Source organism: Streptomyces chryseus (genome assembly GCF_014650755.1).
Lineage (GTDB): Bacteria > Actinomycetota > Actinomycetes > Streptomycetales > Streptomycetaceae > Streptomyces > Streptomyces chryseus.
Map to the genome: position 1 here is coordinate 307,327 of NZ_BMVO01000004.1, position 12,425 is coordinate 319,751.

10 protein-coding genes are annotated in these 12,425 nt (G+C 72.1%); 1 reads left to right on the forward strand and 9 read right to left on the reverse strand.

All coding sequences use genetic code 11. The features are described 5' to 3' along the window. Positions 1 to 94: 94 nt before the first annotated feature. Complete coding sequence (locus tag IE185_RS10440) at positions 95 to 994, reverse strand: S1 family peptidase (RefSeq protein WP_138896687.1); 900 nt, start codon at positions 992 to 994, stop codon at positions 95 to 97. A gap of 381 nt (positions 995 to 1,375) precedes the next feature. Here IE185_RS10440 and IE185_RS10445 point away from each other — a divergent pair, with 381 nt between their 5' ends. Continuing rightward, complete coding sequence (locus IE185_RS10445) at positions 1,376 to 4,081, forward strand: SpoIIE family protein phosphatase (RefSeq protein ID WP_138896686.1); 2,706 nt, start codon at positions 1,376 to 1,378, stop codon at positions 4,079 to 4,081. Between the two features lie 27 nt (positions 4,082 to 4,108). Here IE185_RS10445 and IE185_RS10450 read toward each other — a convergent pair whose 3' ends face one another. The 8 genes from IE185_RS10450 to IE185_RS10485 form a co-directional block, all read right to left on the reverse strand. Continuing rightward, positions 4,109 to 5,686, reverse strand: coding sequence for a hypothetical protein (locus tag IE185_RS10450; RefSeq protein WP_138896685.1), 1,578 nt, complete (start codon positions 5,684 to 5,686; stop codon positions 4,109 to 4,111). Positions 5,687 to 5,815: 129 nt separating this feature from the next. Further along, positions 5,816 to 6,010: a hypothetical protein gene (locus IE185_RS10455; RefSeq protein WP_138896684.1), complete on the reverse strand. Its 195-nt coding sequence runs from the start codon at positions 6,008 to 6,010 to the stop codon at positions 5,816 to 5,818. 120 nt (positions 6,011 to 6,130) lie between these two features. Continuing rightward, a complete protein-coding gene (locus tag IE185_RS10460) occupies positions 6,131 to 7,000 on the reverse strand; it encodes a phosphatidylinositol-specific phospholipase C/glycerophosphodiester phosphodiesterase family protein (RefSeq protein WP_138905875.1) in 870 nt (289 codons plus the stop codon). Between the two features lie 165 nt (positions 7,001 to 7,165). Beyond that, positions 7,166 to 7,825: an ABC transporter ATP-binding protein gene (locus IE185_RS10465; RefSeq protein WP_138895920.1), complete on the reverse strand. Its 660-nt coding sequence runs from the start codon at positions 7,823 to 7,825 to the stop codon at positions 7,166 to 7,168. Then, entirely contained in the window at positions 7,818 to 8,723 is a 906-nt protein-coding gene (locus IE185_RS10470; protein WP_138895923.1) for an ABC transporter ATP-binding protein, read from the reverse strand. Before IE185_RS10470 ends, IE185_RS10465 begins: the two co-directional genes overlap by 8 nt. 233 nt (positions 8,724 to 8,956) lie before the next feature. Then, on the reverse strand, positions 8,957 to 9,838 hold the full coding sequence (locus IE185_RS10475) for an ABC transporter permease (RefSeq protein WP_138895919.1): 882 nt from the start codon (positions 9,836 to 9,838) through the stop codon (positions 8,957 to 8,959). Then, positions 9,831 to 10,796, reverse strand: coding sequence for an ABC transporter permease (locus tag IE185_RS10480; protein ID WP_138895922.1), 966 nt, complete (start codon positions 10,794 to 10,796; stop codon positions 9,831 to 9,833). The genes IE185_RS10475 and IE185_RS10480 overlap by 8 nt, the downstream gene beginning before the upstream one ends. Positions 10,797 to 10,828: 32 nt before the next feature. After that, positions 10,829 to 12,424, reverse strand: coding sequence for an ABC transporter substrate-binding protein (locus IE185_RS10485; RefSeq protein ID WP_138895918.1), 1,596 nt, complete (start codon positions 12,422 to 12,424; stop codon positions 10,829 to 10,831). Position 12,425: the final 1 nt, after the last annotated feature.

Sequence of the window (12,425 nt, forward strand, 5' to 3'; positions counted from 1 at the left end):
CCGGTGCCGCCCGGCCCCGAGGGTGGCGGGGCCGGGCGGCGAACGGGCCGGCAGGTCGGCGTGCCGTCAGGTCAGCGGGTCAGCTGTCAGCCGGTCAGCGCCCGAGCAGCCGCTTGACCTTCTTGCCCTTGGCGGACTCGTCCAGCGTCTTCCACAGCTTGGCGGAGCCGGTGTACGCGTAGACTCCCGGAGCTCCCTGCTCCGCGCAGCCGTCGCCGTACGACACGATGCCGATCTGGTAGACGCCCTGACGGCCGGGCAGTTTGCGGAACAGCGGACCGCCGCTGTCGCCCTGGCAGGAGTCCTTGCCCTCGACGCCGGCGCAGACATTGACCCCCTTGTCGTAGCCGGGATAGGCGGCCCTGCACTCGATGTGCGACAGCACGGGCACGTTCACCGCGCGCAGCCGGTCGGGGAACGACGGGATCTCGGTGTTGGTGTTGCCCCAGCCCGCGACCGTGGCCGAGGCGCCCGGCCGGATCAGGGCATCGGTGCCGAGGGTCGGCAGGAGCACCGGAGCCGTGCCCCGCACCGGCTTGTCCAGCATCAGGAACGCCATGTCGTACGCCTCCTGCCCCTTGGCGTACCGGGGGTGGACGACGATGTCGGTCACGTTGCGCAGGGAACCCTGCTTCTTGTTCGACAGCACGGTGCGGCCGACGGTGACCTCGACGGTCTTGGCCTTGGTGCCCTCGACGCAGTGCGCGGCGGTGAGCACGACGTTCGTGGTCAGCAGGCTGCCGCCGCAGAACTGCCGGTCCACGGCGCTGCCCCTGCCCTTGTTCAGCAGGGCGCTCATGAAGGGGTACGAGCCGTTGGCCTTCTCGACGCCGCCGATGATGTAGGCGCTGGGCCGGTCCCCGTCCTTCGCCACCGGCGCCGAGGCCGCCTGCGCGGGACTCGCGGCCGATATGAAAAGGGTGAGAGCGGCGCCGGCCGCCAGACCCGCGGCGGACGTCCGCCCCAAGTGGCGGCGGAAGAATGGAATGTGCATGGGGGGTTTTCTCCGATTCGGTGAAATGACACCACGGCGGAGCACAGGTTTATGAAGAGCCAACGGCTCGTCAAAAAGCCTGCGCAGGCGCGGTGTTATGACGCCGGCTTACATTAGAAGCCCCGCTGTGAGCACGTCAAAGAAGGGGAACGGAATTCCACTGACGGCGACTTCCGCTCCGCTTCCCCCGCATGCTTCCTGCTTCTCTCAGACGAGAAAAGGCCGGGCCGGGTTCACTCCCGTCGCCAGAGTTTTCTTCCGCCCTCTGTCCCCCGCGCATCCGCACAGGTATGAATGTGACCCCTGAACGGATCGGCCGGCCGCCGTCGCCCTCGCGGCGCGCGGCTCGCCCGGCGTATGCGGGAGGTGTAGAAAGAGGTCATGGCCGGACGCAACGGCCGCCCGCGCTCGGTCTCGCCGATGCGAACTGTCGCTGGTCAGGTCTTCCTCCTCCAGGTGGCGATCGTCGTGCTGCTCGTGGCCAGCGCCATGGCGGTGCTGGTGTTGCAGTCCCGGTCCGACAGCGAGCGGGAGGCCCGCAACCGCTCGGTCGCCGTGGCCGAGACCTTCGCCGGCGCACCCGGCGTCGAGGAGGCCCTGGAGAGCCCCGACCCGACCGCCGAACTGCAGGGGCCGGCCGAAGAGGCCCGAAAACGCTCCGGCGTCGATTTCATCGTCGTACTGAACACCGACGGCATCCGCTACACCCACCCGCTGCCCGACCGGATCGGGAAGAAGTTCGTGGGCGATCTGGAACCGGCGCTGGAGGGCCGGGTCGTCACCGAGAAGATCACCGGGACCATCGGCCCCCTCGTGCAGGCCCAGGTGCCGGTCACCGGCCGTGACGGCTCGGTCATCGGTGTCGTGTCCGCCGGCATCACCATCGAGAAGGTCAGCGGTGTGGTCGAGGAGCAGATCCCGCTGCTCTTCGGGGCCGCGGCGGTGGTGCTGCTCCTCGCGACGGGTGGGACGGCCCTGGTGAGCCGGCGGCTGCGCCGCCAGACGCGCGGCCTCGGTCCGGCCGAGATGACCCGGATGTACGAACATCACGACGCGGTCCTGCACGCCGTACGGGAGGGCGTGCTCATCGTCGGGGGCGACGGCCGGCTGCTGCTCGCCAACGACGAGGCGCGCCGGCTGCTCGGCCTGCCGAACGAGGTCGAGGGACTGCACGTCACCGAACTGGGGCTCGACCCGCGGACCGCCGCGCTGCTGGCGTCGGGCCAGGACGTCACGGACGAGGTGCATCCGGTCGGCGACCGTCTGCTCGCCGTCAACCAGCGCACCACGGACCAGCACGGCGGCCCGGCCGGCAGCGTCACGACGCTGCGGGACACCACCGAGCTCCAGGCGCTGTCCGGCAGGGCGGACGTGGCGCGGGCCCGTCTGAAGCTGCTGTACGACGCCGGAACGGAGATCGGCACCACCCTCGACGTGGTGCGCACGTGCGAGGAGCTGACGGAGTTCGCCGCGGCCCGGTTCGCCGACTACGCCACGGTCGATCTGGTGGAGGCCGTGCTGCGCAGCGAGGAGCCGACCGCGACCGGCACGGGCACAGGCGTGGACCTGCGCCGGGTGGCATTCCACGGCCTCGGCGCGGACACGTCGCTCTATCCGCTCGGCAAGACGATCCGCTTCGTACCGTCCACACCGGTCGGCTTCAGTCTCGGCAAGGGCGAGGCGGTCCTCCAGGCGCATCTGGGCAGCTTCACCGGCTGGCAGGAGCAGGACCCGGACCGGGCCCGCCGGCTCGTCGAGCACGGCATCCACTCGATGATCGCCGTGCCGCTGCGCGCCCGCGGCGTCATCCTCGGCCTGGCCATCTTCTGGCGCTCGGAGAAGCCGGAGCCCTTCGAGGAGGAGGACCTCTCCGTCGCCGAGGAACTGGTGGCCCGCGCCGCGGTGAGCGTGGACAACGCCCGCCGCTACACGCGCGAGCACACCATGGCGGTGACGCTGCAACGCAGCCTGCTGCCCCGGGGCCTGCCGGAGCAGAACGCCGTCGACGTCGCCTACCGGTACCTGCCCGCGCAGGCGGGACTCGGCGGGCTCGGCGGCGTCGGCGGCGACTGGTTCGACATCATCCCGCTGCCCGGCGCCCGGGTGGCACTCGTGGTGGGCGACGTCGTGGGCCACGGGCTCCACGCAGCCGCCACGATGGGGCGGCTGCGCACGGCGGTGCACAACTTCTCCACCCTGGACCTGCCGCCCGACGAGCTCCTGTGGCACCTCGACGAGCTGGTCGCCCGCATCGACCAGGACGAGTCCGGTGACGACGCCGACGCGGGGGTCACCGGGGCCACCTGCCTGTACGCGATCTACGATCCGGTGACCGGGCACTGCACCATGGCGCGGGCCGGTCACCTCCAGCCGGCGATCGTCCGCCCGGACGGCACCACGGTCCTGGCGGATGTGCCCGGGGGCCCGCCGCTCGGGCTGGGCGGGCTGCCGTTCGAGACGCTCGACGTTCGGCTGCCGGAGAACAGCCGGCTGGTCCTGTACACGGACGGGCTCGTCGAGGACCGGGACCGGGACATCGACGACGGCCTGGCGCTCCTGCTCCGCACGCTCGCCGACCACGCCGACCTGACGCCGGAGGAGACCTGCGAGGAGGTGCTCGGCGCGCTGCTGCCGACGCGCCAGCGGGACGACATCGCGCTGCTCGTCAGCCGTACCCGCGTACTGGACTCCGGCCGGGTGGCCGAGTGGGACGTGCCGCACGATCCGTCGGCGGTGGCGGAGGTCCGGGCCTCGGTGACCGGCAAGCTGGCCGAGTGGGGGCTGGCCGAGGAGGCGTTCACCACCGAGCTGATCCTGAGCGAGCTGGTCACCAACGCCATCCGCTACGCGGCCGGTCCCATCCGCGTCCGGCTGATCCGCGACCGGAGCCTGATCTGCGAGGTGGCGGACGGCAGCAGCACCTCCCCGCACCTGCGACAGGCGGCGAACACGGACGAGGGAGGGCGCGGGCTCTTCCTCGTCGCGCAGTTCGCCGACCGCTGGGGCACCAGGTACACCGGGGACGGCAAGGTCATCTGGACGGAGCAGCCGCTGCCGGACGGCGACGCGCCGCCGGGCCCGCTGTGAGGCGCGGGGCGCGGCGCCCGCGCCGGATCAGTCCCGGTCGCGCACCGCGACGATGCCGTTGAAGACGCCGGCGTACGCGGTGCCGTCCGGGCCGATGGTGAGCGGCGCCCAGTTGTTGTCGTACGCCGGGCCCGTTCCGGTGAGCTGCCGCCAGCGGATCTTTCCCGTACGGAAGTCGACCGCCGTCAGGTACCAGGCGTCGATGCCGAGCCTGTTCGGTTCCTTGGCGTAGAAGTAGAGCAGTCCGTTGGCGGTGGAGAGCTTCGGGACGGTGGACGGCGACCGTACGTCGCTCTCCCAGACGGTGTCGCAGCCGCTGCCGTTCTCGCGCACGTCGATGCGGGTGGCGCCGCCCGTGACGCTGCGTCCCAGGAGCAGCGACGACGGGTTCTCGTAGCCGTAGTTGTTCTCCACGACCAGGCTGTTGCCCCAGCTGATGAGGGAATTGTCCGTGGTGGACCGTCCGGAGGTGAAGACGGGCACCTCGCAGACGAGCCGGTCGTTCCCGGGAACGTTCGTTCCGCGCCGGTAGACGAGGACGTTCATCCGGTCGTCGGCGTTGTCGGTGATCGCCACGTAGCCGTCGCCGAACAGGTCGGGGGTGGTGCCCGATCCCTGGTTGACGGAGCCGGGCTTGGTGCCCGTTCCCCGGTCGTACGTCTGGCGCCACTGGACGCGGGGGGTGCCGTCGGGGTCCGCGCGGAAGCTGTAGAGGGCGTGGTCGGAGACGATCGAGACGCCGTCCTCGGCGACCGAGAAGGAGTTCTGGATCTCCTCCCCTGCCAGGCGGATCGCGCGGATCGCGGACGTCCGCGGGTCGACCGTGCCGACGCGGCCGAGCCGGGTCACCCACCAGACGCGCCCCTGCCAGTCGGGCATCACGGACGTCACGGGGTCGCAGGTGCCGCTCGGGTTCAGGTTGGTCCAGGTCACGCAGTCGTGCGGGACGTGCGCGGTGAGATCCCAGTCGTCCTCGACGACGAAGCGCCAGCTGCCGTCCGCCGTGCGCTCGTGCGCGATGCGCAGGACGTGCTGGCGGGAGTCGGCGAGCACCACCCGGTCCTCGTTGTCGAGGTAGAAGTACGCGCCCCCGGAGGTGTCCTTGAAGATCTTCTCGAAGTCGAGGCGGGTGACGGCCTCGACGGTCGAGGAGCGCTGCGGCAGCTTGTACTCGGCGAGGGTGGCCAGGGTGCGCGGGTGCAGCAGTTTGAGGCGGAATCCCTGGAAGGTGCCGCAGACGGTGATCAGGCGGCCCGCCGCGTCGAAGGTGGCGGTCGCGCACTCGCCGCCCAGGGCCGCGATGCGCTCGCTGGTGACCTGCGGGTCGCGTCCCAGCGGTCCCGGGTACGGGTGGGTGCCGCTGCCCGCCGCGTCCGCGTGCATGCCGCTGCGACCGTTCGGGGCGAGGAACGGGTGCTGAGGGGGCGCTTCGCCGGGGACCGGCCGCGCGGTGGCCGGCTCGCCCTCGTACGCGCTGACGAGCCGGTGGCCGGGCGCCTTGGGTATCTCCTCGGCGCGCACGACCCCCGACGGCAGGACGGCGGGGACGACGAGGGCGAGGGCGAGGGCCAGCGCGCGGGCGTACGCTCTGCGGGTCCTGGGCATCGGGCTCCTTGAGGGGGGACGGTCGCGCCGCCGCCCGACGCTAGGGCCGACTCCTTGAAGTGTCCATGGAAACCCGCACGGTTTCATCGCCCTGCCATCCGCGCGCAACACCCCGCGCGCGGTCCCCCGTCACGGCCTGAGGTCGCCCACCACGTCCGCCGTGGCGGCGATCCCGTTCTGGATGGTCGGCCCCATGCTCGTACCGGCCAGGAAGAAGCCGAGCAGGGCGCAGACCACCGCGTGCGAGACCTTCAGTCCTCCGTTGCGCAGGAAGATCACCGCGAGAATCAGCAGGAGCAGCACCAACGAGATCGAAATGGCCATGGTCAACCTCCTCCGCCGCGCGTGAATCGCGGCATTCGGCCGTCAGTCTGGCGCAGCGCGGGGGCCGTCCGGGCGGAAGACGTGTCCGCCGTACGGGTGTTGACTGATGGTGAGGGGCGGCTACGCGTCGTGCTTCCGCAGGAAACGCTCCAGACCGGCCAGGTCGTCGGTGTTGATGTGGTCCACGCCCGCGGCGAGCAGCTCGGTCCAGACGGCCTCCCGCGCCGGTCCCGGCAGGTCGGGCGTGGCCCAGAAGCGGACGCGCCGGCCGCCGCGGTGCGCGTCCGTGACGATGGCGCGCAGTCTCGCCCGCTCGGCCGGGGGGAACGGTCCGGCGCCCTGCCAGGTGAAGCTGTGCGTCCAGTTGCTGCTGATCAGCGGGATGAGGGAGGCGGGAGCCGGGGAGGGCGCGGCGAGGTCGTCGAGCCGCCCGTCGTAGAAGGCGTGGCGCACCCGCTGCGCCTCCAGGGGGACGCGGGCGGCCCGGTCGCCGGAGACGACGGCGGTCACCGCGCCGGGGCGCACGTGGCCGTGGGTGTACGTGCTCAGCATGCGGCGGTGACGGCGCAGTTGGCGGTGGAGTTCGAGGTAGGCGGCCGCGCCGTCGTTCTTGATGTCGACGAGCAGCTGCACGGGGCGGCGGTACCCCCGGTACACGTGGCCGTGGTTGGCCCTGATCCGGGCCGCCAGGGGGGCCAGGTAGAGCGATTCGAGGGTGCGGGAGGGGTCGAGGTCGACCGGGTCGTGGGCGACGAGGAGCTGCCCCTCGACGAGGAAGATGTCCGCCTCGACACTCGTGAAGCCGTGGGAGAGGGCGTCGTGCAGGGGGCGCTCGTGCGCGTAGTCGTTGTGCGCGTGCGCGCGGCGCAGCGGGCTCGGCCCGGGCTTCCGCTCGGCGGCCTGGGCGTACGCGGGAACGGCGACAGCTCCCGCGAACGCGGCGGCGAAGGTGGTGACGACTCTGCGGCGGGTGGGCGCGGCGACGGCCATGGTGCCTCCGGAGGTGTACGGGGCGTTCGGGGACTCCGGCGAGTATCGGCTCCGCGGCGCATCGATGGGCAGGGTCACGACAAGAGTTCCGCCACCCGTCGCCGGCGGTTCAGGCCCGGCACCAAGACGTCAGGCGGGGTTCCTGCAGGGCGTGTTGTCGCGCGCTCAGGCCGCCGCGACCTCGTCCCAGCGCAGCGTACGGTCGCACCAGCGCTCCAGGAGGACACGGTCGTGGCCCACGGCGAGCAGGCCCGCGCCGCTCTCGCGCCGGTACGTCTCGACCACCGCGACCAGGGCCGCCGTGGTCGACGCGTCCAGCATGGCCGTCATCTCGTCGCACACCAGCCAGCGGGGGCGCAGCACCAGGGCGCGGGCCAGGCAGGCGCGTTGCAGCTGGCCGTCGCTCACCTCGTGCGGGCGGCGGCCGAGGAGGTCGTCGCCCAGTCCTGTCGCCCGGGACAGCTCCCGCACCGTGGCGGCCGCCTCGTCGCGCCGTCCGGTGGCGCGCAGCGGCTCGGCGATCAGGTCGCGCAGGCTCAGCCGGGGGTCGGCGGACAGCCGCGGCTGCTGGAAGACGACGCCGATCGCCGTGCGCTGGCCGCGCGGGGCGCGGTGGCGCCAGCCGGTGACGCGGCTGCCGTCGAGGGTGACGGTCCCGGCGTCGGGGCGGTGCAGCAGGGCGGCGACCCTGGCGAGGGTCGACTTGCCGCAGCCGCTCGGCCCGAGCAGGCCGACCGCCTCACCGGCCGCGACGGTGAGGTGCGCGTCCCGGACGACCGGAGCCCCGCGCTCGTAACCTGCGGTGATCGCGTCGAGCTCAAGCACGGGCGGGCTCCTCGGCCGGCGGGTGGTGGCAGGCGACGCCGTCCGTGAAGGCCGGGCGCACGGCGCAGGCGTCGGTGGCGTACGTGCAGCGGGCTTCGAAGGCGCACCCCGGGGGCAGGTCGCCCAGTTCGGGCGGCATGCCGGGGATCGGCGTGAAAGCGCGCTCGGGAAGGGCGTTCAGCAGGCCCCTGGCGTACGGGTGCCGGGGTCCGGGCGTACCGAAGAAGCGAGCGGTGTCGGCGAGTTCGACGATTCTTCCCGCGTACATCACCGCGACGCGGTCGGCGACGCGCTCGGCGGCGGCGAGGTCGTGGGTGATCATCAGCAGGGCGTGGCCCTCGTCGACGTGGCGGCGCAGTTCGTCGACGGTACGGTCGACGAGGTCGCGGTCGAGGCCGGTGGTCGGCTCGTCGGCGAGCAGCAGGGGCGCGTCGCCGACGAGCGCGAGGGCGGTCGCGGCGCGCTGCGCGAGTCCGCCGGACAGCTCGTGCGGGTAGCGGTCGAGGTGGTCCGCGGGGAACGCCGCCCGCTCGGCCGCCGTACGAGCCGCCGCGCGCAGGTCCTGCTTGCGCGTGCCGGTCAGCGCGCGCAGCGTCTCGGCGAGCTGCGCCCCGACGGTCCGTACGGGCGTGAGGTGCGCGGCGGGACTCTGCGGTACGAGGCCGACGCGGCGCCCCCGTACGGTACGCGCCAGGGTGCGCTCGTCGGCGGTGAGCAGATCGACGTCACCCAGGAGCGCGGAACCGGCCGTCTGCGCGTTGCCCGGGAGCAGCCCGAGCAGCGCTGAGGCGAGCACGGACTTGCCGCACCCGCTCTCGCCGACCAGGGCGAGGCACTCTCCCGGCGCCAGGTCGAAGTCGGCGTCGGCGACAGCGGCGATGTGCCGCCCGCCCCGCATCCGGAACCGCACGGACAGCCCGCGCACCGACAGCAGTGGCGTTTGGAGGCTGCCTTCCGACGCGGAACGGCCGACGGCGGAGGGGGCGTTACGAGCGTTCCCGGGAACGGCCGCGGAGGGCTCCCGGGAACGCTCCGAAGACGCGTGGTGAGCGTTCCCGGGAACGGCGCCGGGCGTCACACGGGAACGCCCCGTCGTCGCGGAGGCGGCCCGGTCGGTGTTCTGGGGCGTCGTCACAGCATCAGCTCCGATCGGCGGCGCGGGTTGATCCGTTCCCGCCAGGCGCCCGCGAGGCCCGCGATGGCGAGGGTCGGGACGATCAGGAGGAGGCCGGGGAAGAGGGTGGGCCACCAGTCGCCGGCGAGCAGCGAACCGCGCGCCGACTGCACGAGGTTGCCGAGGCTCGCCTGGTGCGTGGGCAGGCCGAGGCCGAGGAAGGAGAGCGCCGACTCGTGCCACATGGCGTGCGGGACCATCAGTACGGCCGCGAGTCCCGCCTGTGGCAGCACCCCGGGCAGCAGGTGCCGTACGGCGACCCGCCACCGTGAAGCGCCGCCCGAGACCGCCGCGTCGATGTACGGCCGCGAGCGCAGCGACAGCACCTCCGAGCGCACGATGCGCGCCGTGGACAGCCAATGGGTCAGTGCCACCGACACGATCACCGGCCACACTCCGGGCCGGAACATCGCGACGACGAAGATGCCGAGCAGCAGGTGCGGGACGGACGAGAAGGTGTCGACGAGCCGCATCACCACACGGTCCGTCCAGCCGCCGAACGCCGCTGCCGCCGCCCCCACCGCCGTACCGATGATCGTGGCGGCCAGCGCCGCCACCAGCCCGACCAGGAGGGAGACGCGCAGCCCGTACACGCAGCGCAGGAGCAGGTCGCGGCCGACGTCGTCCGTGCCGAAGGGGTGCGCCAAGGACGGCGGCCGTAGCTTCATCGACAGGTCGACGGCCTGTTGGTCGAGGTTGGCCAGGGGCGGTACGACGAGGACCGCGAGGAGCACCGCCGCGACGACGACGGCCGAGGTGCGGACGCGGACCGTGCGCGTCGAGCGGCGCGTGCGGCCGTGGGATCGCCACCCGGCGGTCTTCGGAGCGAGTTCAGCCATCGAAGCCCACCCTCGGGTCGGCCAGTCCGTACAGCAGGTCGGAGAGGAGGTTTCCGGCGAGGACCGCCGCGGTGGCGAGCACCGTGAGGGCCGCGAGCAGCGGGAAGTCCACCGAAGTCGCCGCCTGTACGGTCGCCGCCGCGATGCCCGGCCAGCTGAAGACCGTCTCGACGAGCAGCGCTCCGGTGATGAGTTCGGGCACGCGCGAGCCGACGAGGGTGAGCATCGGGAGCATCCCGGAACGCAGGGCGTGTCCGAGGAGCACGGTGCGTTCGTCGAGCCCACGCGCGCGTGCGCCGCGTACGGGGTCCTCCTCCAGCGCGTCGGCGACGCCCTGGCGCACGTAGAGGAAGAACCAGGGAAGTTGCGAGACGCCGAGAACGGCCGCCGGCAGCACCAGGTGCGTGGCGACCTGCCCGAACGTCACCACCTCGCTGTCGGTGTCGGTCAGACCGCCCGCGGGCAGGACCCCCAGCCGCAGCGCGAAGAACCACATGGCGAGCAGGCCGAGCCAGAAGGCGGGCGCGGCTTCCAGGGTGTACGCCGCCGAGCTGACCGCCCGGTCCAGCCAGCCGCCCTGCCGGCGCGCGGCCAGTACGCCCAGCGACGTGCCGAGCAGGATCGCGACGAGGAACGCGGTGACGGCGAGCAGCACCGACCAGCCGAGGCGTTCGGTGATGACGTCGGTGACGGGCTGCCGCATGACGCTGGAGTCGCCGAGGTCCCCGGCGACGGCGGAGGTCAGCCAGTTCCACCAGCGTTCGACGAGCGGCTGGTCGACGCCGAGGTTGACCCGGAGCTGGTCGAGGTTCTCCTGCGACGCGGTGAGGCCCGCGGTGCCCGCGTATGCCTTGACGGGGTCGAAGGGCGAGGCGGCGGCGACGGCGAACACGCCGAACGTCACCACCAGCAGGACGGGGGCGGCGAACAGGGTCCGCCGCCCGGCCATCCTCGCCATCGGCCCCCAGGGGAGCTTCCGGCCGGGGTGTGTCACTTCTTCGGTGTCCAGTCCTCGACGTTCCACCACGGTCCGGAGGCCAGGCCGTGGTCGTGCGGCTCGGTCTGCGTGGTGAGCCCGGACCACTTGTCGTCGACGACGTACAGGTGGTCGATGTGGGTGAGGAAGGTGTAGCCGGGGTCCTTCACGAGCTCGCGCTGGACGGTGTCGTACGCGGCCCTGCGATCGGCCGTCTCGCCGCTCTCACGGCCCTTCTTGAGCGCCTTGTCGACGGCGGGGTTGTCGTACCACGCCATGTTGTTGAAGGCGTCGCCCGCGAGGGAGGACTGGAGCAGCGTGTACTGGTCGAAGTCGGGGTCGCCGGGCGCGCCGCCGCCCGCGAGCACCGCGTCGTGCTTCATGCGCGGCATGATGACCTCCCAGGTGCCGGCCTGGGTCTTGATGTCGATGCCGGCCTTCTTCGCGTCGGACGCGTAGGCGAGGGCGTGATCCTGGCGGAGCTTGTCCCCGGAGAGGTACCAGAGGGGGAACTGCGCGCGTACGCCGTCCTTGACGCGGATGCCGTCGGCGCCCGGCTTCCACCCGGCCTCGTCGAGGATCTTCTTCGCCTTGGCGAGGTCGTGCGTGCGCTCGGTGCCCTTGGCGAACCACGGGCTGTCGGTCGGCACGGGACCGTAGGCCGGCTTGCCGGCGCCTTCCAGGATCTTGTCGACCATGGCGCGGCGGTCGACGGCGACGTCGAGAGCCCGCCGTACGTCCGTGTCGCCCGCGACCTTGTTGTGCGTCGGCAGGGTCACGGTGCGGTAGTCGAAGGACCTGGCGGCGTACGTCGTCCTGCCGTCGTCGTCCTTGAAGGTCTTGGCGAGGTTGGGCGGCAGGATGGCGCCGTCGAGGTCGCCGGTGCGCAGCCGTGTGGCGCGCACGTCGTCGTCCTTGATGATCGCCATGGTGAACTTCTTCACCTTGGGCTCGCCGCCCCAGTAACCGGGGTTGGCCTTGAAGCTGAGCTTCTCGCCCTTGGACCAGCCGGTGAGGATGTACGGCCCGGTGCCGACCGGCTTCGTCGTGAAGGAACCGCTGTTGACGTCCTGCTCGCCGGCGACGTGCTCCGGAGCGATCGGAAGGACCGTGCGCTCGGCGAACGGCGCGTACGGGTACTTGAGCGTGAAGACGACCTTGTGGTCGCCCTCGGCCCTGACGTCCTCGACGGCGTCGAGCTCCGTCTTGGAGGCGTTGTTCGTCTTCTTGTCGAGGATGGTCCGGTAGGTGAAGACCACGTCCTTCGACGTGAAGGGCTTGCCGTCGCTGAACTTCACGCCCTGACGCAGCGTGTAGGTGTACGTGCGGCCGTCGTCGGCGACTTCGGGCAGCTCGGCGGCGAGGGCCGGCTTGAGCTTCATGTCCTTGTCGAAGGTGAGCAGTCCGTCGAAGATCTTGGAGTTGCCGTCCTTGCCGTAGCCGAGGAGCGGGCTGAGCGTCTCGGGCTCGTACGCGATGCCGACGACCGCGGAGTCCCCGGCGCCGTGTCCGGCCGCGCTCTCGCCCGGCTTCGAGCAGGCCGCCGCGCTGATGGCCAGGGTTCCGGCCAGCGTCGCGGCGGCCGCCCCACGTATCGATCGGGACAGCATG

Coding starts and splice junctions, on each gene's coding strand:
- IE185_RS10460 (WP_138905875.1), bottom strand. CDS start 7,000: ATGGCCGTCGCCGCGCCCACCCGCCGCAGAGTCGTCACCACCTTCGCC.
- IE185_RS10455 (WP_138896684.1), bottom strand. CDS start 6,010: ATGGCCATTTCGATCTCGTTGGTGCTGCTCCTGCTGATTCTCGCGGTG.
- IE185_RS10445 (WP_138896686.1), top strand. CDS start 1,376: ATGGCCGGACGCAACGGCCGCCCGCGCTCGGTCTCGCCGATGCGAACT.
- IE185_RS10485 (WP_138895918.1), bottom strand. CDS start 12,424: ATGCTGTCCCGATCGATACGTGGGGCGGCCGCCGCGACGCTGGCCGGA.
- IE185_RS10440 (WP_138896687.1), bottom strand. CDS start 994: ATGCACATTCCATTCTTCCGCCGCCACTTGGGGCGGACGTCCGCCGCG.
- IE185_RS10470 (WP_138895923.1), bottom strand. CDS start 8,723: ATGCGGGGCGGGCGGCACATCGCCGCTGTCGCCGACGCCGACTTCGAC.
- IE185_RS10475 (WP_138895919.1), bottom strand. CDS start 9,838: ATGGCTGAACTCGCTCCGAAGACCGCCGGGTGGCGATCCCACGGCCGC.
- IE185_RS10480 (WP_138895922.1), bottom strand. CDS start 10,796: ATGGCGAGGATGGCCGGGCGGCGGACCCTGTTCGCCGCCCCCGTCCTG.
- IE185_RS10450 (WP_138896685.1), bottom strand. CDS start 5,686: ATGCCCAGGACCCGCAGAGCGTACGCCCGCGCGCTGGCCCTCGCCCTC.